General features: G+C 74.4%; 21 protein-coding genes. 5 read left to right on the forward strand and 16 right to left on the reverse strand.

Going from position 1 to position 24,163, the window contains the following annotated elements:
* Positions 1 to 15: 15 nt before the first annotated feature.
* A complete protein-coding gene (locus tag QP090_RS06630; protein ID WP_285937605.1) occupies positions 16 to 660 on the reverse strand; it encodes a rhomboid-like protein in 645 nt (214 codons plus the stop codon).
* Positions 661 to 759: 99 nt separating this feature from the next.
* Positions 760 to 2,382: an MFS transporter gene (locus QP090_RS06635; protein ID WP_285937606.1), complete on the reverse strand. Its 1,623-nt coding sequence runs from the start codon at positions 2,380 to 2,382 to the stop codon at positions 760 to 762.
* A 161-nt stretch (positions 2,383 to 2,543) separates the two neighbouring features.
* Between QP090_RS06635 and QP090_RS06640 the strand changes: the two genes are divergently transcribed.
* A complete protein-coding gene (locus QP090_RS06640) occupies positions 2,544 to 3,272 on the forward strand; it encodes a TetR family transcriptional regulator (RefSeq protein WP_285937607.1) in 729 nt (242 codons plus the stop codon).
* Between the two features lie 77 nt (positions 3,273 to 3,349).
* Here QP090_RS06640 and QP090_RS06645 read toward each other — a convergent pair whose 3' ends face one another.
* The 5 genes from QP090_RS06645 to QP090_RS06665 are packed head-to-tail and all read right to left on the reverse strand — an operon-like array spanning position 3,350 to position 9,837.
* A complete protein-coding gene (locus QP090_RS06645; RefSeq protein ID WP_285937608.1) occupies positions 3,350 to 4,513 on the reverse strand; it encodes a lipid-transfer protein in 1,164 nt (387 codons plus the stop codon).
* Positions 4,510 to 5,865, reverse strand: a complete 1,356-nt coding sequence (locus QP090_RS06650; RefSeq protein ID WP_285937609.1) for an OB-fold domain-containing protein — start codon at positions 5,863 to 5,865, stop codon at positions 4,510 to 4,512. The genes QP090_RS06645 and QP090_RS06650 overlap by 4 nt, the downstream gene beginning before the upstream one ends.
* Before the next feature lie 18 nt (positions 5,866 to 5,883).
* Positions 5,884 to 7,056 carry an acyl-CoA dehydrogenase family protein gene (locus tag QP090_RS06655; protein ID WP_285937610.1) on the reverse strand — a complete coding sequence of 391 codons (1,173 nt, stop codon included), beginning with the start codon at positions 7,054 to 7,056 and terminating at the stop codon, positions 5,884 to 5,886.
* Positions 7,057 to 8,163 (reverse strand): acyl-CoA dehydrogenase family protein, encoded by a 1,107-nt coding sequence (locus QP090_RS06660; protein ID WP_285937611.1) that lies wholly within the window; start codon positions 8,161 to 8,163, stop codon positions 7,057 to 7,059. It abuts the gene before it with no gap.
* Positions 8,164 to 9,837, reverse strand: a complete 1,674-nt coding sequence (locus tag QP090_RS06665; protein ID WP_285937612.1) for an AMP-binding protein — start codon at positions 9,835 to 9,837, stop codon at positions 8,164 to 8,166.
* Between the two features lie 449 nt (positions 9,838 to 10,286).
* On the opposite strand from QP090_RS06665, the gene QP090_RS06670 reads away from it, so the two are divergent.
* Positions 10,287 to 10,901 (forward strand): TetR family transcriptional regulator, encoded by a 615-nt coding sequence (locus tag QP090_RS06670; RefSeq protein ID WP_285937613.1) that lies wholly within the window; start codon positions 10,287 to 10,289, stop codon positions 10,899 to 10,901.
* Between the two features lie 157 nt (positions 10,902 to 11,058).
* Positions 11,059 to 11,289, forward strand: coding sequence for a DUF397 domain-containing protein (locus tag QP090_RS06675; RefSeq protein ID WP_285937614.1), 231 nt, complete (start codon positions 11,059 to 11,061; stop codon positions 11,287 to 11,289).
* A gap of 227 nt (positions 11,290 to 11,516) precedes the next feature.
* Here QP090_RS06675 and alc read toward each other — a convergent pair whose 3' ends face one another.
* From alc to uraD, 8 genes are read right to left on the reverse strand one after another with little or no spacing between them, the layout of a single operon-like run.
* Positions 11,517 to 12,557, reverse strand: coding sequence for an allantoicase (gene alc / locus QP090_RS06680; RefSeq protein ID WP_285937615.1), 1,041 nt, complete (start codon positions 12,555 to 12,557; stop codon positions 11,517 to 11,519).
* A gap of 22 nt (positions 12,558 to 12,579) precedes the next feature.
* Positions 12,580 to 13,920, reverse strand: coding sequence for an allantoinase AllB (gene allB / locus QP090_RS06685; RefSeq protein WP_285937616.1), 1,341 nt, complete (start codon positions 13,918 to 13,920; stop codon positions 12,580 to 12,582).
* Entirely contained in the window at positions 13,917 to 16,238 is a 2,322-nt protein-coding gene (pucD, locus tag QP090_RS06690) for a xanthine dehydrogenase subunit D (RefSeq protein WP_285937617.1), read from the reverse strand. The genes allB and pucD overlap by 4 nt, the downstream gene beginning before the upstream one ends.
* Positions 16,239 to 17,594, reverse strand: coding sequence for an 8-oxoguanine deaminase (locus QP090_RS06695; RefSeq protein WP_285937618.1), 1,356 nt, complete (start codon positions 17,592 to 17,594; stop codon positions 16,239 to 16,241).
* The gene (locus QP090_RS06700) at positions 17,591 to 18,094 is read right to left on the reverse strand and encodes a (2Fe-2S)-binding protein (protein WP_285937619.1); all 504 of its coding nucleotides are present in this window, start codon (positions 18,092 to 18,094) and stop codon (positions 17,591 to 17,593) included. The genes QP090_RS06695 and QP090_RS06700 overlap by 4 nt, the downstream gene beginning before the upstream one ends.
* Positions 18,094 to 18,972, reverse strand: a complete 879-nt coding sequence (locus tag QP090_RS06705; protein ID WP_285937620.1) for an FAD binding domain-containing protein — start codon at positions 18,970 to 18,972, stop codon at positions 18,094 to 18,096. The genes QP090_RS06700 and QP090_RS06705 overlap by 1 nt, the downstream gene beginning before the upstream one ends.
* A gap of 14 nt (positions 18,973 to 18,986) precedes the next feature.
* On the reverse strand, positions 18,987 to 19,913 hold the full coding sequence (pucL, locus tag QP090_RS06710) for a factor-independent urate hydroxylase (RefSeq protein ID WP_285937621.1): 927 nt from the start codon (positions 19,911 to 19,913) through the stop codon (positions 18,987 to 18,989).
* 28 nt (positions 19,914 to 19,941) lie between these two features.
* Entirely contained in the window at positions 19,942 to 20,463 is a 522-nt protein-coding gene (gene uraD, locus QP090_RS06715) for a 2-oxo-4-hydroxy-4-carboxy-5-ureidoimidazoline decarboxylase (RefSeq protein ID WP_285937622.1), read from the reverse strand.
* A 153-nt stretch (positions 20,464 to 20,616) separates the two neighbouring features.
* Here uraD and QP090_RS06720 point away from each other — a divergent pair, with 153 nt between their 5' ends.
* Positions 20,617 to 22,134 (forward strand): PucR family transcriptional regulator, encoded by a 1,518-nt coding sequence (locus QP090_RS06720; protein ID WP_285937623.1) that lies wholly within the window; start codon positions 20,617 to 20,619, stop codon positions 22,132 to 22,134.
* 12 nt (positions 22,135 to 22,146) lie between these two features.
* On the opposite strand, the gene QP090_RS06725 is transcribed toward QP090_RS06720, so the two are convergent.
* On the reverse strand, positions 22,147 to 23,214 hold the full coding sequence (locus tag QP090_RS06725) for a DUF4037 domain-containing protein (protein ID WP_285937624.1): 1,068 nt from the start codon (positions 23,212 to 23,214) through the stop codon (positions 22,147 to 22,149).
* A 75-nt stretch (positions 23,215 to 23,289) separates the two neighbouring features.
* Here QP090_RS06725 and QP090_RS06730 point away from each other — a divergent pair, with 75 nt between their 5' ends.
* Positions 23,290 to 24,135, forward strand: a complete 846-nt coding sequence (locus QP090_RS06730) for a GNAT family N-acetyltransferase (RefSeq protein WP_285937625.1) — start codon at positions 23,290 to 23,292, stop codon at positions 24,133 to 24,135.
* Positions 24,136 to 24,163 lie beyond the last annotated feature (28 nt).

The following is a 24,163-nucleotide window of genomic DNA, read 5'->3' on the forward strand; positions in this document are numbered from 1 at the left end:
CCGCACCCGCGGGCGTCATGCCTGCTGGGGGCCCGCTTCCAGGGCGCGCGGGACGATCCGGGGCGTCCGCTCGGCGGGCGAGGTCGCGCGGCGGCGTTCGAGCAGTATGAGGACGCCGCCGACCAGCGCGCCGGTGAGCATCGCCACCAGGTGCCCGACGGCGGCGACCTCCAGCGAGCCCAGCCCGTCGAACAGGAACGGCGCCAGCCCCGCCCAGCCGGCCAGCGCGAGCAGCCGCGGCACCCGCCCCGGCCCGTACAGGATCGCGGCCACCAGCGCCGCCGACAGCACGTAGGACGGGCCCACGTCGGAGACGGTGCGCACCGAGTCGGACAGCTGGCCGAGTTCGAGGCGCAGGAACGCCACGCCCTCGCTCACCACGGTGCCGAGCACGTGGGACGCGGCGACCAGCAGCACCCCGCGCAGGTTGCCGAAGCGGCGGGCGACGGGGAACAGGCCGATGCCGATCACCACCATCAGCAGGGCCTGCGCCCCCTCGGCGACGAACGCCGACACCAGCATCGTGCCGAGCGGGTTGACCGCCAGGTTGGCCAGGTTGGTGCTGGCCCACGCGATCAGCTCGTGCCGGGACGCCGGTTCGAGCACGCACTCCTGCACCAGCCACATCGCGCCGAAGAGGCCCAGGAACGCGAGCGGCATCGGATACCGCCTCAGAAAACCGCCCATATCCCCGGCACACTAGATGGTGTTGGAGGAGCGGGCAGGCGATATCCCGAACGCGCGCCGTCCGTCCCGGGCTCACAGGGCCGCGGCGCCTTCGACCGGGGAGTCGCCGCGCCGGACGAGCAGGGCGGCCAGGATCGCGGCGAGCGCGACGACGCCGGCGACGGTCATGGCGGACTGGAAGCCGTCCATGAACGCCAGGTGGCTCCCGGTGGTGATGGCGTCGGCGGCCGGCGCGGGCGTTCCGGGCGGGACGGGCGCCACGCCCTGCGAGACCAGGCCCGCCTGACCGGCCAGCCGCCCGGCGGCCTCGTCCGGGACGCCCGCCCCGGTCAGCCGTCCGACCAGCACGTCGCCGACCTTGGTGGACAGCAGGGTGCCGAGCACGGCGGTGCCGAGCACGCCGCCGACCTGCGCGGCGGTCTGCTGGAGCCCGCCCGCGACGCCCGCCAGGTGCGCGGGCGCGTTGCCGACGATCGCCTCGGTCCCCGGGACCATGATGAACCCGAACGCCAGCCCGACCAGCACGAACCAGGGCCAGAGCTGCGAGTACGGGGCGTCCGCGCCGACCTGGGCCAGGCCGAACATCGCGGCGGCGGTGAACGCCATCCCGAGCACCATCGGGGGGCGCGGCCCGAACCTGCTGGTGAGCGCCCCGGCGAGCGGCGAGGCGACGATGAACACCGCGGTCATCGGCAGCAGCCGCACGCCCGCGCCGATCGGGCTCAGGCCGTGCACCTGCTGGAGGTAGAGGGTCAGGAAGAAGATCGTGCCGAACATCCCGAAGAAGCCGAGGACGATCAGCCCGGTCGCGGCCGACAGCGAGACCGAGCGGAACAGCCCCATCGGCAGCAGCGGGTTCTCGGCGCGCAGCTCGTTCAGGACGAAGGCCGCGCCGAGAACGAGGGCGGCGGCGAACGAGATCAGCGGCACCGCGGCGCCGAAGCCGTCCTGCCCCGCCTTGATCAGGCCCCAGACCAGGCCGAACAGCGAGCCGGAGAGCAGCGCGACGCCGGGCAGGTCGAACGACCCGGCGGCCTCCTCGCTCCGGGACTCGCGGATCACCCACAGCCCGACGGCGAGCGCGAGCAGGCCGAGCGGGGCGTTGAGGAAGAACACCGACTCCCAGTTGACGTTCTCCACCAGCAGCCCGCCGACGATCGGACCGCCCGCGATGGACACGCCGACGGTGGCCCCCCACACGCCGATCGCGGTGTTGAGCCGCTCGGCCGGGAAGGTGTTGCGCAGGATCGCCAGGCTGGCGGGTTGCAGGAGCGCCCCCGCGAAGCCCTGCACCACCCGCCAGAAGATGACCATGCCGAGCCCACCCGACATCCCGATCAGCACCGACGCGGCGGCGAAGCCGACCACCCCGGCCAGGAAGGTGCGGCGCCGGCCGAACCGGTCGGCGATCTTGCCGGCCGGGATCAGCGTGACGGCCAGCGCCAGCAGATAGGCGTTGGTGACCCACTGGAGCCCGGCGAGGTCGGCGCCGAGGTCCCTGGCGATCGCGGGGTTGGCGATGGACACCACGGTCGCGTCCAGCCCGACCATCATCACGCCGAGCGAGACCGCGATCAGGGTGAGCCAGGGATGGCCGTGCCCGGCGCGGGCCGCGCCGCGGCCCCGGACGCGGCCGGGCGGCCGGTCCTGTCGCCCGCCGGGCGGCAGGACTCCGATGTTCGAGGACTGGGACATGGACGGCCTCCGAGGGTGCGGCGCTGATCGGTGAGGCCAAATTGTCATGTCCTGACACTTGTCGTCAAACGACTCAGGTCAGCAAAAGACATGATTCATATCACGACAGGATTCTGCGCCCGGCACTTGGCGGAGCATCGCCGGCTCGTTACACTTCGCGCATGACCGCGACCGCCCCCGAGACCCGCCCCGCGGATCCCGGCACCCCGCCCCAGGGCCGGCGCGAACGCAAGAAGCAGCGCACCCGCGAGGCCCTCGTCGACGCGGCGTTCACCCTCTTCGCCGAGAAGGGCTTCGACGCCACCACCGTCGAAGAGATCACCGACGCCGTGGACGTGTCGTCCCGCACGTTCTTCCGCTACTTCGCCTCGAAAGAGGACGTCGCGCTGACCTTCCAGGAGGAGCAGGCCCGGGCCCTGCTCCAGCTCCTGGCCGCCCGCCCGGACGACGAGCCGATCATGACGGCGCTGCGCCAGACCATGGTCCAGATCGCGCGGGCCTGCGAGAACGGCGAGCTCGGCTTCGACACCGGCCGGTTCGAGTGCATGCTCTCCCTGACCGCCGACAGCTCCACCCTGATGGCCGGCAGCCTCGAGCACTCGCGGCAGAAACTGCTCGATCTGACCCGCACGATCGCGCTGCGGATCGGCGCCGACCCCGACACCGACCTGCGCCCGCACGTGATCGCCTCGACGGTGATGGGCGCCTTCCACGTCGCCGCGGGCGCGCTGCGCACGGGCATGCGCGGCTACAGCTCGCTCTCCGAGGCCCTCGACGAGGCGTTCGGCGTCCTGGAGGCCGGCGTCAACTTCCCGGCGATGCCCGAGGAGCACGCCCGGACGGCCCCGGACGGCCCGCCGCACCACTCCGGCGCGGCGGACGCGTCCTAGCTGTGCTGCCCAGGGCGCGTCCCAGCCAGGGCGTGTTCTAAGCGGGCCGCCGGAGCGCGTGGTCGGGTGGGTCAGGGTCAGGCGGCGCCGAGCATCAGGCCGCTGGTGGGTACGCCGGTGCCCGCCGTGACCAGCACGTTCCGCACGTCCGGCACCTGGTTGACCGAGGTGCCGCGGATCTGCCGCGCGCCCTCGGCGATGCCGTTCATCCCGTGGATGTACGCCTCACCCAGCTGACCCCCGTTGGGGTTGACCGGGAGGCGACCGCCGAGTTCAATGCCACCGTCCTTGATGAAGTCCTTGGCCTCGCCGCGCCCGCAGAAGCCCAGCTCCTCCAGCTGGACCAGCACGAACGGGGTGAAGTGGTCGTACAGGATGGCGGTCTGCACGTCCGCGGGGGCCAGTCCGGACTGCCGCCACAGGGTGTCGCCGACGTTGCCCATCGCGGGCAGGGCGCCGAGGTCGCCGGTGTAGTAGCCGAACATCATCATCTGGTCCGGCCCGGTGGCCTGCGCCGCCGCGTTGATCACCACCGGCGGGTGCGGCAGGTCGCGGGCGCGCTCGGCGCTGGTGACCACGATCGCCACGCCGCCGTCGGACTCCTGGCAGCAGTCCAGCAGGTGCAGCGGGTCGACGATCCAGCGGGACGCCTGGTGCTCCTCCAGCGTGATCGGCCGCCCGTGGAACCACGCCTTGGGGTTGGTGGCGGCGTGCCGCCGCATCGCGACCGCGACCCGGCCGAGGTCCTCGCTGGTCGCGCCGTGGTCGTGCAGGTAGCGGCGGGCCTGCATGGCCACCCATGCGGCCGGCGTCGCGAACCCGTACGGCAGGTGCCAGGAGAACTCCAACCCGGTCGAGTCGGCCCGGGACGACGGGCTGGCCTGCCCGAACCGGTGCCCGGACCGCTCGTTGAAGGCCCGGTAGCAGACCACCGCGTCGGCCTGCCCGGTCGCCACGGCCATCGCCGCGTGCGCGACGGTGCCGCAGGCCGCGCCGCCGCCGTAGTCCACCCGGGAGAAGAACCGCAGCCCCGGGATGCCCAGCTCGCGCTGGACGGCGATCTCGGAGTTGGCGTCGGCGGTGAAGGTGACCAGCCCGTCCACGTCGGACGGCTTGAGGCCCGCGTCGCGGATCGCGTCCAGGCACGCCTCGGCGGCGAGCCGCAGCTCCGACCGGCCCGACTCCTTGGAGAACTCGGTGGCGCCGATCCCGGCGATCGCCGCCTTGCCCGACAGGCTCATCGCTCCTCCGCCTTGAGTCGTACGGTCGCGGTGACGTGGTCGCCGAGGCTGACCGCGCCGCGCACCGTGAGGGTGTGCTCGTCCACCCGCTCGCCGGTGAGCCTCAGTGTGTCCCCGGCGTAGGCGGGCACGCCGAGGCGGACCTCGATGCCCGCCAGCTCGGCGCCCGGGACGGTCTCCAGGACGTAGCGCTGCACCAGGCCCATGGTGGTGAGGATGTTGAGGAAGATGTCCTTGGACCCCTGCGCGCGGGCGAGCCCGGGGTCGTGGTGGACGGGCGTGAAGTCGCGGGTCGCGAGGGCGGTCGAGATGACGAACGTCGGCGTCAGCTCGATCTCCAGCCCGCCCTCCGCCGTCCCCGGCCCGGGCTCCGGCTCCTCCTGCGGCGGCGGCGCGCCCGCCGGGGTCCACTGCGGAAGGGTGAGGTCGTCGTCCATCCGCTCGAACACCAGCCGCACCGGCATGCCGACCGTCACGTCCTCGGGCGGGCAGCCGAGCACATTCCCGACGATCCGGACGCCCTCCTCCAGCTCGACGACCGCGACCACGTACGGGGGCGTGCGGCCGGGCACCGGGGGATGGTGGTGGACGACGTAGCTGTGCACCTCGCCGCGTCCGCTCGCCACCACGTACCCGCGCGCGGTCGAATGGCAGCTCGGGCACATCGGGCCGGGTGGATGGCGCAGCGCGCCGCAGTCGTCGCAGCTCTGGACGCGCAGCTCGCCGTTGTTCACGCCGTCCCAGAAGAACGCGGTGTCGGGGCCGATCGCCGGCTGGAGCGGGTACTTCCCGCCCTTGCCCGCCTTGCCGCCGCCGCCCTTGGCGGGTCCGGCGGCCCCGTCCGGGCGCTTGCGCGGCTGGAACTTCAGCACCCGGAACATCATCTCGGCGACGCGCTCGTCGTTCTCGTCGTACCAGGTCTGGTACCAGGTGACGAAGTATCCCTCGCCCATGCCGGTCTTCTTGGGGCCCGCGACACCGCCGAACCGCATCGTCGAGCGGAGCCGCTCGCCGACCTTCACATACCGGTCGTAGGTCTGCTCGCAGTTGGTCGCGACGACGCCGCCGTACCCGCCCTCGTTCAGCAGCCGCAGCGGCTCGTCGGCGACCGACCCGCCCTGCTGCCTCGGCCCGGCCAGGCCCTGCATCGACCAGACCTGGATCATCGCGGGCGGCGCGACACCGTCCCAGCCGCCGGGGTCGCCGAGCGCCTGCGTCCAGTTGCGGATCATCGCCGCGTTCACCGGGTCAGGGCAGGGCGCCGCGGGCCGTTCACCGACCGCCGCCAGCCGCGCGGCGGCCTCGGTGAGCTCCCCGTGGACGGATGACCCGTGGACGGTTGACTCCTGCACGAAACTTCTCCTGTCGGGTCAGCGGGGGGCGCGGGGCAGGCCGAGGCCGATCATCGCGATCAGCTCGCGCTGGATCTCGTTGACGCCGCCGCCGAAGGTCAGCACGACCGCGCCCTTGACCCCGTGGTCGAGCACCGAGATGAACTCGGCGGTGGCCGGGTCGCCCGGGTCGCCGTAGCGGGCCAGCGCGTCGCCGACGATCCGGCCGACGTCCTGCATCCGCTCCGACCCGTAGATCTTGGTGGCGGACGCGTCCGCCGCGCCCAGCCAGCCGAGGTCCTGGTTGGCCGCGACCTGCCAGTTGAGGAACTCGTTGACGCGCAGGTAGGCGTACACCTGCGCGACCGCGCGGCGCACCGCGGGCTCCTCGATCGGCGTCCTGCCGTCGCGGCCCCTGGCGGTACGGGCCCAGCGCGCGAACCGGTCGTAGGTGTGCCCGATGTTGCCGGCCGGGCCGAGCGTGACCCGCTCGTGGTTGAGCTGGTTGACGATGAGGTCCCAGCCCTTGTTCTCCGCGCCGATGAGCATCCCGGCGGGCACCCGCACGTCCTGGTAGTACGTGGAGTTGGTGTGGTGCCTGCCGTCCATCGTGACGATCGGCGTCCAGGAGAACCCGGGGTCCTTGCAGTCCACGATGAGCATCGAGATGCCCTTGTGCTTCTTGGCGTCCGGGTCGGTGCGCGCGGCCAGCCACACGTAGTCGGAGTAGTGCGCGCCCGAGGTGAAGATCTTCTGCCCGTTGACGACGTAGTGGTCGCCGTCCTTCACCGCGGTGGTGCGCAGCGACGCCAGGTCGGTGCCGGCGCCCGGCTCGCTGTAGCCGATCGCGAAGTGGCACTCCCCCGCCAGGATCCTGGGCAGGAAGAACGACTTCTGCTCGTCGGTGCCGTACTGGAGGATCGTCGGCGCCACCGAGTTCAGCGTGATGATCGGGTACGGCACCTCGGCGCGCGCGATCTCGTTGGCGAAGATCTGCTGCTCCAGCGGGCCGTAGCCGCGTCCGCCGTACTCCTCCGGCCACGCGACGCCGAGCATCCCGTCGTGGCCGAGCCGCTTGCAGTGCTCCATGTAGGACGTGCCGAACGGGTCGTCGGCGATCCCCGCGCGCTGCTCCCGGTCCAGGCAGCCGGTGAAGTACTCGCGCAGCTCGGCGCGGACCTTCTTCTGCTCGTCGGTCAGATCGATGAACATTCAGGCCTCCTGTGCCACGAGGGCGCCGAGGGTGTCGAGCTGGTCTTCCGCGCCGCCGAGAAGGTGCCCGGAGTGCTTGGCCCAGGCGAAGTAGCGGTGCAGCGGGTAGGTGACGTCCAGGCCGATCCCGCCGTGCAGATGCTGGCAGGTGTACAGGGCCTTCACCACCGGATCGCAGGCGTTGTAGGAGGCGATGGCGAGGACCTCGTCGGTGTCCGGCGCGTCCTCGGCGAACCGCCAGGCGCCCGCCCACACGGCCACGTCCAGCGCGCGCTTGGCGATGTAGACGTCGCCGATCTGCATGGTCACGGCCTGGAACTGGGCCAGCGCCCGCTCGAACTGCTCGCGCGTCTTGACGTACTCGGTGGTGATCTTGAGGGCGCCCTCGATCACACCGGACGACAGCGCGACCGCGCCGGACACCGCCGAGCGGCGCAACGTGTCCCAGGCGGCGCCGTCCGCGACGCCGCCGAGCAGCGCGTCCGTGCCGACCCGGACGCCGGTCAGCTCGACCCGCGACAGCGGCTCGGTGGTCGCCGACGGGTGCGCGGTGACCGTCGCGGCGGCGGGCTCGACCAGGAACACCCCGACGCCCGCGCCGTCCACCCGCGCGGGGATCAGGATCCGGGCGGCCTCGGCCGCGTACGGCACGAAGGTCTTCACCCCGTCCAGGACGTACCCGTCGCCGTCCGGGCGGGCGGTCGCGGCGACCAGGCCGGCCGGGCCGACCTCGCGGTAGGCACCGGTGAGGACGGTGTCGCCCTCGACCAGCGGCCCGAGCAGCGCCCGCTGCGCCGCCGTGCCGTGCCGCGCGATCGGCAGCGCGGCCAGCGCGAGCGAGGCGTAGGCCGGGACGGGCGCGACGTGCGCGCCGATCTCCCGCAGGATCACCGTCAGCTCGACCGGGCCGAGCCCGGCGCCGCCGACCTCCTCGGGCAGCACGACGCCCAGCAGCCCGGCCTGCGCCAGGGCCTTCCAGGTCACCGTGTCGTAGGTGATGCCGCTCTTCTCGAAACTCTCCAGCCGCTCCGGGGCCGCCTCGCGCGCGAGCAGCTCGGCGGCGAGCCCCCGCAGCGCTTGCCGGGTCTCATCGAGATTGAAATCCACTCATCCGCTCCCTTCCAGGAGGTGCAGTCGGCCGCGCCGTTCGAACTCGGTCCGGAGCCGGGCCACGTCTTCGAGGGTCATCCGCCGGTAGGCCAGGTCCCTGCCGGGCCGCCACCACACCGGGTCGCCGGTGCGCCAGCCGTCCCGGGCCAGCCGGCGCTTGAGGATCTTGTTGGACGCGGTCGCGGGCAGCTCCGCCGCCACCCGCACGTACCGGGGCGGCCACTTCGGGCCCAGGTCGGCCCGGCCGCGCAGGTAGGCGCCGAACGCCTCGGGGTCGAACCCGTCGGCGGCCAGCGCCAGCATCACCTGGTCGCCGGACGCCGCGTCCGGCACGCCGTAGACGGCGAGCTGCCGCACGCCCGGGAACTCAGCGAGGACCCGTTCCACCTGGGCGGCGCCGAAGTTCTCGCCGTCCACCCTGAGCCGCTCGGCGGTGCGGCCCGCGAAGAACACGAACCCGCCGGGGTCGGCGTAGGCGTGGTCGCCGCTCCAGAACATGCCGTCGCGCAGCCGCTCGGGCGCCGGGTCGTTGTAGTAGCCGTCGAACAGCCCGTGGCCGCCGGCGGCGACCAGCTCGCCGATGGCCTCCGCGCCGTTGGCCAGCCGCCCGGCCTCGTCGAAGCGCGCGGGCGGGCACTCGGCGCCGGTCTCCGGGTCGAGGATCCGCACCCCGTCCGCGAGCCGGCCGAGGGCGCCCGGCGGGCCGGACGGGTCGGGGGTCAGCGAGATCGCGGTCTCGGACGAGCCGTACGCGTCGATCACGAAGCAGCCGAAGCGCTCCTGGAAGGACCGCTGCTCCAGCGGGGCGGCCTCGTTCCCGAACGCGAACTTGAGCGGGTTGTCGGCGTCGCCGTCCGCGCGCGGCGTCGCGAGCACGTACGACAGCGCCTTGCCGACGTAGTGCAGGTAGGTGCAGCCGTGCGCGCGCACGTCGGGCAGCAGCCCGGACGCGGAGAACCGCTCGCGGAGCACCAGCTCGGCGCCGGCGGCGAGCGCGGGCGCGAACGCCGCCATGATCGCGCCGGAGTGGAACAGCGGCATCGGGCAGTAGACGACGTCGGTCGGGCCGAGCATCTTGCCGGCGAGGTTCTCGCCCGGCACCGTGACCTTGCGGTGCGTGACGCGGACGGCGCGCGGGTTCCCGGACGTGCCCGAGGTGAAGATCAGCATGAGCAGCGTCGCGGGCGTGATCGCCGCGGTGCCGGGCGGCGCGGCGCCCGCGTGCGGGGCCAGCGCGGACTGGTAGGCGTCGCCCTCGATGTCGAGCACCGCGTCCGCCACCGGGGCGTCCGCCGGCATCGCGTCCGCAAGGCGGGCGGCCTGCTCGGCGTACCGGGACTGGGTGAGGATCAGGTCGCAGTCGGCGCGCTCGGCGTCCCCGGCCAGCTCGGCGGCGCTGCGGGTCGGGTTGAGCGCGACGACGACCGCGCCGGAGAGCGCCGCCCCGCCGAGCAGGAACACCAGCTCGGGCACGTTGTCGAGCAGGACGCCCACGTGCAGCCGGCGGTCGCGCCCGCCTCCGCCGTCCGCCCCGCGGGCGTTCATCCAGGCGGCGCGGACGGCGCATTCGCCGACCACCTCGCGCCAGGTCCAGGCCCGGCCGCCACCGGCGCGGCGCAGGCCCGGACGGTCGTCGGAGGCCCGTGCCTCCAGCAGCGCTGCCACGGTCACCCGCGTCCACCTCCCGCCCATCGACCCTACGGCGGCAAAACTAGAACAGATTCTAGTCGGTGTCCAGGGGTGTGATCGCGATCGATCGACGACCCTTTCACCGCGCCCACCACAGGGGGGCAGCTCCAGCGGGCCGCGTGGCGCGGGATCGGGGCGGGCCGATAAGATAACGCGTTCTCAATTTCGTGGGGCGCACCGGGGCCGAGCCCGCTCGCCGGACCGTCCGAACCCCCAACTAGAACTGATTCTACTTACGTCGCCACGACCCGGCCCGATGCCCGTCTCGCCCGCCTTTGCCATGAAAGTGGGGGCTTATCGGTCCCGGCGGCGCCGTCCCGCCGGCGCCGTCAGGCCGCGATCGTGGATAACACGTTCTTGTCGGGCTGTACCCTAGGGCGCGAGGGGGACAGGCCACGGGCGATGCGCCCGGCCAGGGAGGGGTGACGACCGTGACCGCAGAGCCGACGGCGGCCGAGGACAAGGCCGCCGCGCCGCAGGGCGTACGGTCCCGCAGCCAGCACCAGCGGCGCAAGCGGATCGTCCAGGCCGCGGCGGCGCTCGCCTCGCGCGGCGGCGTCGAGGCCATGCAGATGCGCACCGTCGCCGAGCGGGCCGGGGTGGCGCTCGGCACCCTCTACCGCTACTTCCCGTCCAAGATGGACCTGGTCGTCGCGGTGGTCAGCGAGGAGCTCGACCTGCTGGAAGGCAGCATCGAGCGCCGCCCGCCGCGCACCGACGCCCCGCCGCAGCGCGCGGTGGACGTGCTGATGCGCGCCACCCGCGGGCTGATGCGCGAGCCCGAACTGGCCGAGGCGCTGATCCGCTCGCTGCTGCTGTCGGACGTCAAGACCGACTTCGGCGACCGGATGACCGGGCTGCTGCTGCGCGCTGCCGTCGGCCCCGAGGTCCCGGTCGGCGACGACGACCCGCGCCGGGTGGTGGCCAAGGCGCTGTCCAGCGTCTGGACGATGGAGATGATCGAGATGCTGCGCGGGCACGCCACCGCCGAGCAGATCCAGGTCCGGCTGGAGATCGCCGCCGCCCGCCTGCTCACCGACTTCTAGGCTGTGTTCCAAGCCCGGCCCGGCCTCCTCGCCCGACGGCTCGGACACCGGCCGCGTCCGGGCGCCTCCCGTGCGGTGGCCGGGGATCCGCCCGTGCGCCGGGCACGGCCGCACTACATTTGGTCCCGACCAGAGCGCGGACGTAGAAGGGGTGCCAGTGACCGAGCAGGAGCCGATCCTCAGCGACGGCGTCATCATCGAGTTCGTCGACGGCAAGGACGTCCCCGTCCAGCACAAGGACTTCGGTGAGCGTGCCGTCGTGATGCGCGACGCCAAGAACCCTGAGGGCCCCATCCTCTATTTCACCGAGGCCGAGTGGGACGCCTTCATCGCGGGCGTCAAGGACGGCGAGTTCGACGACCTCCTCGAGGAGGAGCCCGCCGAGTAGGTCCGGCCGGGCCGGCGGCCCCGCGGCCGTCTCGGCCGCGGGGCCTCGCGTCGTCCGGCCGTGTTCCCAAGCCCGGCCCGGCGTCCTCGCCTGGCGGCTCGGACACCGACCTGGCTTGGGCGAACGCGACATCGCTTCGCGATCTGACCGGTGAGGCTCGCCTCCGGCATCGCCCCACCGGCCAGATAACGCGCTCACGCGACGCCCGAGGCACTTTGAAACACGCTCTAGACCACGGCCCGGTTCAGTGCCGTCCAGCGGGCGTTGAGGGCTCGTTCGCCGTCCCGGGCGAGGTCGCCGAAAAGGCGCAGGCGGGCGAGGCCGCCGTCCGGGTGCAGGTCGACGCGGACGTGGGTGACCTCGCGCGCGGTGGTGAGGCGGAAGCGGTGCCGGGTGTCGGGCTGGAGGCGGGTGCGCTCCAGCAGCGGCGCCCACCCGCCCGGATCGTCGGGCTCGGTGGTGCGGGCGTCGAGGCCGGACAGCTCGACCCCGGCGGGCGCGTTGAACTTCAGGTTGGAGGTATCGACCTCGGCGAGCCGGACCACGCCGGGCGCGGCCAGCCGGACCACCGCCCACTCGTTGCCGGGCTCGCGGCGGCGCGCGGTCTCCCACCCCTCGGACTGGTCCCGGGCCAGGCCGGGGAACAGCATGTTGTCGGGCGCCGAGTAGAACATGTTCGAGCACTCGGTGACGCGGGCGCCGTTCTCCAGCGCGGCCAGGTCGACGGTGAGGCCGGTGAGCAGGCGCGGGTCGGGCACCACGTCCCCGTGCACGCGGAGCCGGGCGACGCCGCCGTCCGGCAGCACGTTCAGCCGGACGTGGGTGAAGCGGCGCCCGGACGCGAGGTCGAAGGCGTGCGGGGCGTCCCCCTTGAGCGGGCTCGGCGGAACGATCTCCGTCCAGCCGGCGCCGCCCAGCTCGGCGGGCGAGGGGTGGCCGTCCACGGCGCAGGCGTCGACGGAGACGTGCGGCGGGAAGTTGCCCTTGAACCAGGACGTGTCGACGACCACGCAGCGGATCACGCCGGGCAGGCCGAGCCGGACGATGGCCCAGTCGTGCCCGAGGTCCCCGTTCTCGTCGGGACGGCGCCGCGCCGTCTCCCAGCCGTCGTACTCCTGGCCCCTCGGCCCGAACGTCCCGGGGCGGAACTCCGGTTCCCACGGGTTGATGAGGTTCTCCTTCTCCTCGAACGACTCGTCGCTGGCGGCGACGACCGAGCCGCCGAGGGTGCGGACGGCCAGGTCCGGCAGGGAGGTGAATGGGCTCACGGGTACGGGCTCTCCATTTCGTTCAGCGGCGGAGCGGCGAGCCGGACGGGGTGCCGTCCGCGATCTCGCCGCGCAGCCAGGTCGTGCGGACGGCGCCGGTCAGGGCGCGGCCCGCGTACGGGGTGACGGGGTGGCGGTGGTGGAGCGCGGCCGGGTCCACGGCGAAGGTCTCGTCGGCGGCGAACGCGACCAGGTCGGCGTCGTTCCCCACGGCGATGCGGCCCTTGCCCTGGAGGCCGGCGAGCGCGGCCGGGCCCTCGGCCATCCAGCGGGCGACGTCCGCGAGGCCGTGGCCGCGCGCCCGCGCGGCGGTCCAGACGGCGGGCAGGCCGAGCTGGAGGGAGGAGACGCCGCCCCACGCGGTGGCGAAGTCGCCGCGCTTCAGCTCGGGCGTGCAGGGCGAGTGGTCGGTGACGACGCAGGAGATGACGCCGCCGGCGAGGCCGCGCCACAGCTCTTCGCGGTTGGCCGCGTCCCGGATGGGCGGGCAGCATTTGTAGGCGGTCGCCGGAGCGGGGGCCGTCGCGACGTCGCCGGCGGACAGCGTCAGGTAGTGCGGGCACGTCTCGGCGGTGACGGGGACGCCCCGGGAGCGCGCCTCGGCGAGCGGTTCCAGGCAGTCGGCGGCGGACAGGTGCAGGATGTGCGCCCGCACACCGGTCTCCTCGGCCAGCGCGACGACCCGTTCGACCGCGCGCCGCTCGGCGCTCGGCGGGCGGGAGCGCAGGAACGCGGGGTAGCCGCCGTCGCCGGGCGCGGTGAGTTCGGCGGGGTCCTCGGCGTGCACGATGACCAGGCCGCCGAACGCGGCGATCTCGCGGAACGCCGCGCGCATCCCGTCCGGCGGCAGCGGCGGGAACTCGGGGACGCCGGAGTCGGAGGTGAAGCACTTGAAGCCGAAGACGCCGGCCTCGTGCAGGGCGCGCAGCTCGGCGGTGTTGCCGGGGACGGCGCCGCCCCAGAAGCCGACGTCCACGTGGCAGCGGCCGAGCGCGGCGGCGCGCTTGACCGCGAGGGCGGACGGGGTGGTGGTCGGCGGCAGCGAGTTGAGCGGCATGTCGATCAGGGTGGTCACGCCCCCGGCGGCGGCGGCGCGGGTCGCGGTGGCGAAGCCCTCCCACTCGGTGCGGCCCGGCTCGTTGACATGGACGTGGGTGTCGACGAGGCCGGGGAGCAGCGCGACGTCGCCGAGGTCGACCTCGGCGGCGGCGGCGAGCCGGGCGCCGGGGTCATGGTGGACGGCGGCGATCCGGCCGTCCCGCACGGCGACGGCCGCCGGGCGCTCCCCGTCCGGCAGCACCGCCCGCCGGGACCGGACCACCAGGTCGTAGCGGTCCGGCGCCGCATCGTCGTGGCCGCTCACGTGGTGACCAGGTGCTCCGGGCGGACCGGCACGCGGGTGAGCGGCCGACCCGTGGCGGCGCGGACGGCGGCCACGATCGCCGGGGTGGAGGAGAGCGTGGGCGGCTCGCCCGCGCCGCGCAGCCCGTACGGGGCCTCGGGGTCGGGGTTCTCCAGGATGTCCAGCCGCATCGGCGGCATGTCCAGGATGGTGGGGATCAGGTAATCGGTGAACGAGGGGTTGCGGACCAGGCCGCCCGAGACGACGATCTCCTCCATCAGCGCCAGCCCGAGGCCCTGCGCGGAGCCGCCGTGGATCTGCCCCTCCAGCGACAGCCGGTTGAGGATCTTCCCCACGTCCTGGACGGCGGCCAGCTCCACCACCTTGACCAGGCCGAGCTCGACGTCCACGTCGACGACGGCGCGGTGCACGCACAGGGCGAGCTGGGTGTGGCTGCGGCCCTGCCCGGTGACCGGGTCCAGCGCGGTGGTGGGCCGGTGGTGGAACTCGCGGGTCGCCTCGATGACCTCGGTGCCGAGGATCTCCGCGATGGTGCCGAGCACCCCGGCGGACCGCGAGACGACCCGGCCGCCAGCGACGGTGAGGTCGCCGGGCACGCGTCCCGCGGGGCCCGCGCGGCGCCCGGCGAGCGCGATCAGCTCGGCGCGGACGGCCTCGCAGGCGGTCTTGACCGCGCCGCCGCTCATGTACGACTGGCGCGAGGCCGAGCTGGACCCGGCGTCGCCGACCGCGTCGTCGGCCGGGGCGATGACGACCCGCCGCACGCCGAGCTCGGTCCGCGCGATCTGCGCCTGGATCGTCACCAGGCCCTGCCCGACCTCGGCGGCGGCGGTGTGCACCAGCGCGGTGGGCTCGCCGCCGATCACCTCCAGCCGGACCCGGGCGGTGGCCAGGTCGTCGAAGCCCTCGGAGAAGCAGATGTTCTTGATGCCGACGCCGTAGCCGACGCCGCGCACGACGCCCTCGCCGTGGGTGGTCTGCGCCACGCCGCCGGGCAGCCCGCGCAGGTCGGACGTGTCCCGTTCGGGGGGCATCGGCATCGCCTCCAGCCGGGTCAGCATGTCGGCCAGCGGCGCGGGCGCCTCGATGATCTGCCCGGTCGCGAGCCTGGACCCCTGCTTCACGGCGTTGCGGCGGCGGATCTCGACCGGGCCGAGCCCGCACGCGGCGCCGAGCCGGTCCATCATCGACTCGTAGGCGAAGCACGCCTGCACCGCGCCGAACCCGCGCATCGCCCCGCACGGCGGGTTGTTGGTGTAGACGCCGTACGCGTCGACGCGGATGTTGGGGATCTCGTACGGGCCGACGCCGAGCGAGGCGGCGTTGCCGGTGACGTTCAGGGTGGACGAGGTGTACGCGCCGCCGTCCAGGACGATCTCCACATCGGCGAACAGCAGCCGCCCCTCGGCGGTGGCGCCGTACTCGTACCGCAGGTGCGCCGGGTGCCGGTGGACGTGCCCGAAGAACGACTCCTGCCGGTTGTAGGACATCTTGACCGGCCTGCCGGTGTGCAGCGCGAGCATCCCCGCGTGGATCTGCATCGACAGGTCCTCGCGCCCGCCGAACGCGCCGCCGACGCCCGCGAGCGTCATGTGCACCTGGCCAGCGGTGAGCCCGAGGCACGGCGCGATCTGCTTGAGGTCGTTGTGGATCCACTGGGTGGAGACGTACAGGTCGACGCCGCCGTCCTCGGCCGGGATCGCCAGGCCCGACTCGGGGCCGAGGAACGCCTGGTCCTGGATGCCGACCTCGTACTCGCCGGCCACCACGACGGCGGCGGCGGCGCGCGCCGCCGCCACGTCGCCGACGCGGATCGGCTGGTGCCGGGCGATGCCGCCGAGGCCCTGCACCTTCAGCCCCTCCGGGTCGGCGACGACCGCCCGCGGGTCGGTGACCGGCTCCAGCACCTCCCAGCCGATCCCGATCAGGGCCGCCGCGCGGCGGGCGGTCTCGGGATGATCAGCGGCGACGAGCGCGACCGGCTCGCCCTGGTGGCGGACCTGGTCGACGGCGAGAACGGGCTGGTCGTCGGCGCCGTCGATGCCGAACGTCCCGCGTCCCGGGACGTCCCGGTGGGTGAGCACGGCGCGCACCCCCGGGACGGCGAGCGCGGGCCCGATGTCGACGGAGGTGATGCGGGCCCGGGGGTGCGGGCTGCGCAGCGTGGCGCCCCACAGCATCCCGTCGATCCACAGGTCGGACGCGTACGCGAACTCCCCGGTGACCTTGAGCGTGCCGTCTGGCCGCAGCGCGCTGTCGCCGACGCCGCCGAGCCCGGGGGCGGCGACATGGCCGGGGGACTTGATCGGCGCGGCCATCTACAGCACCTCCCCGGCGAGCCGCATGAGGCGGCGGTGCGCATCGGCGCCGCGCCGTCCGACCTCGTCCTGCGGGACGGTCACGAGCGTGTCGCCCGCGACGACGGTCCGGCCGCCGACGAGCAGCCGGGCGAGCGGCGGAGTGCCGCCGAACGCCAGCGCCACGACCGGATCGTCGACCGCGGCGTGGAACCCGTCCACCCGCCACAGCGCGACGTCGGCGAGCTTGCCCGGTTCGAGCGAGCCGATCTCGGCCTCGCGGCCGAGGCAGCGGGCGCCGCCGAGGGTCGCCATCTCCAGCGCCTGGCGGGCGGTGAGCGCGGCCGGGCCGTACCGGGCGCGCTGCATGTAGATCGCCTGCCGGATCTCCCCGGCGAGCGGCACCAGCTCGGCCGACGCGGACCCGTCCACGCCGAGCCCGACCACCGCGCCCGCCTCCAGCAGATGCGACACGCGGGCGATGCCGGCGCCGAGGCGGGCGTTGGAGCTCGGGCAGTGCGCGGTGCCGGTGCGGGTCTCGGCGAGCCTCTTGACGTCGGCGTCGTGCAGGTGGACGCAGTGCGCCAGCCACACGTCCGGCCCGAGCCAGCCGATGGAGTCCAGGTACTCGGCCGGGGACATGCCGAACTGCTCGCGGGTGTGCTCCTCCTCGTCGAGCGTCTCGGCGAGGTGGGTGTGCAGCCGGACGCCCTTGCCGCGGGCCAGCCGGGCCGACTCGGCCATCAGCTCGCGGCTGACCGAGAACGGCGAGCACGGCGCGACGGCGACGCGCAGCATCGAGCCGAACGAGGGGTCGTGGTGGCGGTCGATCGCGGCCTCGGTCTCGGCGAGGATCGTGTCGAGGTCCTCGACCACCTCGTCCGGGGGCAGCCCGCCCTGGGACGCGCCGCGGTCCATCGAGCCGCGGCACGGGTGGAACCGGACGCCCAGCTCGGCGGCGGCCTCGATCTCGGCGGCGAACAGGTCGCCGCGGCCCTTGGGGAACACGTAGTGGTGGTCGGTGGAGGTCGTGCAGCCCGACCGGGCCAGCCAGCCGAGCCCGGCGCTCGCCGCGCCCGCCACGACCTCGGCGTCCATCTTCGCCCACGGCCGGTACAGCCGCACCAGCCACTCGAACAGCGTGCTGCCCGTCGCCAGCCCCTGGCTCGCCCACTGGTACAGGTGGTGGTGGGTGTTGACCAGGCCGGGCGTGGCCAGGCAGCCGGTGCCGTCGATCCGCGCCGCGCCCTCGACGGCCGGCGCCGGGCCCGCGCCCACGGCCGCGATCCGGTCGCCGTCCAGGACCAGGTGCCCGCCGGGGTACTCCTCCCCCGACACCGTCACCACGTGCGCGTTCTCGATGATCTGGACGCTCACTCCGCCGCCGCCTTCCGCCGCGCGGCGAGCCGGACGGCGTCGAGGATCTTCTCGTATCCGGTGCACCGGCACAGGTTGCCCGCCAGCGCCTCGCGGATCTCGGCATCGGCCGGATCGGGCACCCGTTCGAGCAGGGCGTGCGCCTGGACGATCAGGCCGGGCGTGCAGAACCCGCACTGCACCGCGCCGGCCTCGACGAACGCCTCCTGGACGGGGCCCAGCCGCTGGTCGCCGGCCAGGCCGTCCGAGCCGTCCGGGCCGCCGGCCAGGCCCTCGACGGTGCGGACCTCGCGGCCCTCCGCCTGCCCGGCGGCGACCAGGCACGAGCAGGCCGTGACACCGTCCAGGTAGACCGTGCAGGACCCGCATTCGCCCTGCTCGCAGGCGTTCTTGGAGCCCGGCAGGCCCATCCGCTCGCGCAGCACGTACAGCAGGCTCTCGCCCTCCCACACGTTGTCGACGGTCTCCTCCGAGCCGTTGACGGTGAAGGTCACGCGCATCAGGGGGCCTCCCTCCCGGTCGCTCCGGCACGATGGTCGTTCCACGCCCAGGTGAGGGTGCGCCGGGCCATCACCGACAGCGCGTGCGCCCGGTAGCCGGCGGTGCCGCGCACGTCGTCGATCGGCGCGGCGGCCTCCCGGACCAGCTCGCCGAAGCGCCGCGCGGCCGAGTCCGCGAGCGGGCCGCGGCGCTCCCAGTCGAGCTCGCCCGCCAGGAACTCCTCGGCGGCGGTGGCGCGGCGCGGGGTCGGGGCCGCCGAGCCGAGGCCGGTGCCGACCCGCCGCTCGGCCGGGTGCAGCGCGATCGCGAACGAGCAGACCGCGATCACCATCGCGTTCCGTGTGCCGACCTTGGAGAAGTACTGCGGACCGGTCGCCGGGGCCGCCCAGAACGCGCGGATCAGCTCGTCGGGCTCCAGCGCGCTGCGCTTGACCCCCAGGTAGAACCCGGCGGCGGGGATCATCCGGACGCCGCGCGCCGCCGACTCCACCTCGATCACCGCGTCCCCGGCCAGCAGCGGCGGATGGGCGTCGCCCGCGGGCGAGGCCGCGCCGAGGTTGCCGCCGACCGAGCCGCGGTTGCGGATCTGCGGCGAGCCGACCGTCCGGGACGCCTGGGCGAGGCCGGGCAGCGGACCGCCCAGCTCGTCGATCACCCGGGCGTACGGGACGCCCGCGCCGACCCGCAGCCGCCCGTCCACGACGTCCCACCCGGCCAGCTCGCGGACCGGGTTCAGGTCGAGCAGCGCCTCCGGCCGGCGCGCCGCGAAGTTGATCTCGACCATCACGTCGGTGCCGCCCTGCACGGGCAGCGCGCCGGGCCGGTCCGCCTTGGCGGCGAGCGCGTCCGCCCAGGTCGTGGGGCGCAGGAAGTCCATGTCTCCAGAATCCCTCAGTTCCAGGCGAACGGCTGGTCGGACGCGTCATCGGTCAGGACCGCGCCCTCGATCAGCCCGTACGGGCGGTCGGCCGCGAAGTAGACCTCGTTGTCGTTGTCCATGCCGAACGGCTCCAGGTCGACCAGGAAGTGATGCCTGTTGGGCATCGTCAGGCGCACCTCGCAGATCTCGCCGCGCTCGTCCAGCACCCGGCGGCCCATCGCGTAGAGCGTCTGCTGGAGCGACAGGCTGTGGGTGCCGGCGAACGCGTCCAGGAGGCACCGCCGCGCCCCCTGGTAGGAACGTCCGAACGGCGACCCGGTCCCGCGATGCCGCCAGCGCGCCGCCACCTCGGTGGCCAGGATCCGGTCGCCGGTGGGGAGCAGTGTCGTGTACTCGTCCTGGATGAAGCCGTGGAACTCGCTGCCGGTCGAGTTGAGCACCACCAGGTTCTTCAGGCCCGACACCACCGACTCCGGGCCGTCCGAGCCGGCGCTGTGCACCAGCGCGGTGCGCACCTCCGAGCCGTTCCGGACGAACGAGTGCCGCCCCCCGCCGCCCGGGAGGCTCACCGGGGCGCCGTCCGCGCCGCCGTCCGTACGGCCGTCCGGCGGGATCCGGTCCCAGCCGTACTCCTCGATCTCCACCCGGGCGTGCGTGATCGTCGGCTGGGAGTCCACGAAGTGCCGCGCGAGCAGCAGCGCGAACTCCTCGATCTCCGCGACGCCGTGCTTCTTCGCGAACGCGAACACGGTGTTCTTCTGCGTGTCGGTCGTCAGCACGGCGGCGTTGTCGCCGGTCAGGTGGACCTCGTCCATCGCCCCCGACAGCGAGACGCCGACGTTGAGGTCCCTGAGGTGGTGCGTCGCGCCGTCCCGGGTGACGCGGACGACGCGCGTCTCCGCCTTCCCGTAGCGGTTGGGACCGAGAACGATGGCCATGCGGTCGGGCTCCCTCGGTAGGCGGGATTCACGCGGGCGGGCCCAGCAGCAGCTTGACCAGCCGCAGGTCGACGATCTTGGCGAGCTCGGCGCGGACCGCCGCCCGCTCCTCCGCGGGGCCGTGGCGCAGCCGGCCGGTGAGGGCGGCCAGCATCTCGGGGGCGCTCAGGCCGGTGGCGCAGATGAGGAACACGTGGCCGAACCGCTCCTCGTAGGCCCGGTTGCCGTCCACCAGCGCGGCGCGCACGCCGGCCGCGGCCTCCTCCACCCCGGCCTGCTCGCCCCGGGACCAGGCCGACTCGCGGTCGCCGCCCGCCACCCGGTCGCCGATCCGGGGGTGCGCTGCCAGCGCCTCCGCGACGTCGTCCCAGTCCAGGTCGGCCAGGGCCAGGGCCGCCGCCGACCGGACCGCCGCCGGGCCCGCGTACGGGCGGGCCTCCGTGACCGCCGCCGCCCAGCGCCGGGAGGCGCAGCAGGAGAGCAGCTCCGATTCCATGTCGCGCGCGGGCAGCCCGTTGACACGGCCCACCCCGCTTTCCCATGCCACCATCCCCTTGTCCTTCCAAGCCCTGCCCGCAGTACACACAGCGGGCGGGCCCCGGGTCGAGGGGCAGGACGTCCGAAGCGGGGGGCCGCGCGCCGCACGTTTTTCGTGCGTTGCTCCAATCGCCGGGCCCGGCCGGTGGGTTAACCTCGCGGGGCGATGAAGCTCCGCACCCTGCTCGCCATGGCCGACCTCCGCCTGGAGACGATCACCGGAGAGGACGAGCTGGACCGGACGATCCGCTGGGTCGTCACCACCGACCTGCTCGACCCCGGCCGCTACCTGCGCGGCCGGGAGCTGGTGCTGACCGGGCTGGTGTGGCGGTCCGGGCCCGCCGACTCCGAGGTGTTCGCCCGCGCGCTGGCGGGCGCCGGGGTGTCCGCGCTCGCCGCCTGGGACCTGGCGGCCGGGGCCGTCCCGGACGACCTGGTCGAGGCGTGCCGGCGGCACCGCCTCCCGCTGTTCAAGGTCCCCCCGGACGTGGCGTTCGCGACGGTCACCGAGCACGTCGTCCGGCACCTGTCGACCGCGCGCGCCGCCGACCTGTCGGCCGTCCTGGACCGGCACCGCAGGCTGGTCGCCGGGGTCACCGAGGGCGCCGGGCTCGACGCGGTCCTGGAGCTGGTCGGCCGCGACCTCGGGATGCGCTGCTGGGTGCTGACCCCCGCCGGGCGGGTGGTCGCGGGCCCGCACCCGCCGCCCGCGCGGGGCCCGGCGGCGCTCGCCCGCGCCTTCCTGACCGCGCCCCGGCTGCCGCACCACCTCGCCGGCGCGGGCGTCTCGGTCCTCCCGGTCGCCGAGGACACCGCGTCCCGGGTGGCCGACTGGTTCATCGCCTGCGAGGGCGACTGGGCGGACTGGCCCGCCGAGCGCCGCGCCCTGACCGGCGAGCTGGCCGCGATCGTCGCGCTCGAACGGGCCCGCCTGGACGACCGGCTCAGCGTCGAGGGCCGGCTCGCCCGGGAGCTGGTCCGGCTGATCGGCTCCGGCGCGCCGCCCGGCGAGATCATCCCCCGGCTGGAGCTGACCGGCCTGGACCCCGGCGCCCCGTTCACCGCGGTCGCCGCCACCGCGTCCGGCCCACTACGGCCCGGCGAGCTCCGCACCGTGCTCGCCGAGGCCCTGCCCGGCCCGCGCCCGGTCGTCGGGCTGCTGGACGAGGAGGCCGTCGCGATCCTGCCCACCGGCGGCGACGACGTCGCCGGGGAGATCCGACGGGCGCTGTCGCCGCTGGCCCCCGGGCTGGACGGCAGCGCCCTCGCGCTCGGCGTGAGCGACGTCGTCGCGGCCGGCGAGCTGCGCGGCGCCGTGGAGGAGGCCCGCTACGCGCGGCGCCTCGCCGCGGGCCGCGACGGCCCGGTCCGCGTGGTCGGCCATGACGAGCTGGCCACCCACGTCCTGCTGCTGGCCAGCGTCCCCGACGACATCCGGCACATGTTCAAGGTGCGCCTCCTCGACCCGCTGCGCGGCTACGACGAGGTGCACAGGATCGACCTGATCCGCACCCTGGAGACGTTCCTCCAGCACTCCGGCTCCTGGACGCGCTGCGCCGAACAGCTCCATCTGCACGTGAACTCGGTCCGCTACCGCATCCAGCGGGTCGAGGAGCTGACCGGCCGCGACCTGTCGCGCCTGGAGGACCGGGTCGACTTCTTCCTGGCGCTCCGCCTCGGCTGACCACGCCCCGCCTCAGCCGTCCTCTCCCCATCTCCCCAGGTAGGCGGCCTGGAGGACGGCCCTTCGTGCCGGGTCGGTCAGGACGTCCACGTTGTCGACCCACTGCTCGACGGACCCGGCCCCGAGCGGCAGGCACGCCACCTCCGGGTCGCGGACGGCGGCGCGCAGGCCCTCCCAGACCGCGTCGTCGATGCCCGGGTAGGGCCGGTCCCAGAACGGCGCCACCGCGGCGGCGGGCGCGGGCAGGCCGAGCGCCCGCTGCTCGTCCAGCAGGCGTTCGGCGGCGGCGGCGAGGGCGGCCTCCCGCTCGCGCCCGCCGGACGCCGCGAGCGCCCGCTCGAACGGCCCGGCCAGGTCGTCGGCGACGGGCAGCCCGCGGAACACGGTGCCGCGCCACTTCCCGTACGGGGCCCACCGTCCCGACAGCGCGAACGCCAGCGCCATCAGGTCCGCGGTCAGCTTCGCCGCCAGCATCCTCGACCCGAGGTCGTCACCGCGGTCGGCGGTGCGGCCGACCATCGGCATCAACCGCGAGACGCGCCGCCACCAGGCGGCCAGCACGTACAGCCCGACGTCGGGCGGGTACCACCGCAGCGCCTCGCGCACCGGCCCGAGCGTCTCGGTGCGGTCGGCGAACACCGGACCGGCGGTCACCTCCAGCACGCCCTGGCCGGTCAGGCACAGCCAGCCGGGCACCGTGAGGCCGGCGACCGGATCGACGCCCAGGCGGCTCCGGGCGAAGCCCGCGACGGTCGCCACCTCCACGTTGTGGGTGTCGGCCGCGTCCCAGGTGACCGGGAACCGCACCGGGTGTCCCCGGTACCGCCCGGGCAGCTCCCGTTCGAGCAGCCGGTCCACCTCCGCCACCGCGCCCGGGTCGTCGACCAGCAGCGTCAGCCGGCAGCCCCAGTCGTGGTCGCGGCTCATCGCGTCGTCCAGCCCGAGCACGTCCGACCCCGACCCGAGCCGCGCCGCCGCGTACCGGAGCCGGGGCGCCGCCCGGTCCAGGATTGGGCCGACGACCTGCTCATAGAATCCCCGGGCCAGCTCGGCCCCGCGCTCGTCCACGTCCACGTCCACGTCCCCAGCCCACCAGACCGGCCCCGTCTCCGGCCAGCGGATTTCCCCTTGCGCGGGCTCGTACGATCTATCTCCGTGATCGACGACGACGGCCTGCTCGCGGCCTATGACGAGCAGATGCGCGGGACGCCCCCGACCGCCCCGGACGGTGTGCTCTACGAACGGGACGGGCCGCTGCTGCGCATCGTGGGCGAGCGCCGCGGCTTCATCGGCGGCCCGGCCGACCTGGGGACGACCGGCGCCGAGCTGGACCGCCTGATCGCGCGGCAGCGCGACTACTTCGCCGCGCGGGGCGAGGCGGTGGAATGGAAGACCTACGGCCACGACCGGCCCCGCGACCTCCCCGACCGGCTGCGCGCGGCGGGCTTCGTCCCCGAGGAGCGCGAGACCGTCCTGATCGGCCTCGCCGAGGAGATGTCCGCGCCGCCCGTCCCGCCGGACGGGGTCGTCCTGCGCGAGGTCACCGAGGAGGCCGACCTGCGGCGCATCGCGGACATGGAGTCCGCCGTCTGGGGCGAGGACTGGAGCTGGCTCGGGGACGACCTGGTCGCACGCAGGAGGAGTGCGCCGGACGAGATCGCCATCCTGGTCGCCGAGACCGACCGCGCGTCCGGCACCGCGGCAGATGGCGCGGGCGGCGGGAGCGAAGTCGTGTCCGCCGCCTGGCTGGTCTTCCGCGCCGGGACGGACTTCGCCGGCCTCTGGGGCGGCTCGACGCTGCCCGCCTGGCGGGGCCGGGGGATCTACCGGGCGCTGGTGGCCGCCCGCGCCCGGATCGCCGTCGCGCGCGGGACGCGTTTCCTCCAGGTGGACGCCTCGGACGACAGCGCCCCGATCCTGCGCCGCCTCGGGTTCCGCGCGGTGACCACGACGACCCCGTACGTGTGGTCCCCGGACCGGGATCCTGGACTCGGAGACTGACGGGGGTTGACTCGGCCACACAGGCAGC

The organism is Actinomadura xylanilytica, assembly GCF_030283145.1.
GTDB lineage: Bacteria > Actinomycetota > Actinomycetes > Streptosporangiales > Streptosporangiaceae > Spirillospora > Spirillospora xylanilytica.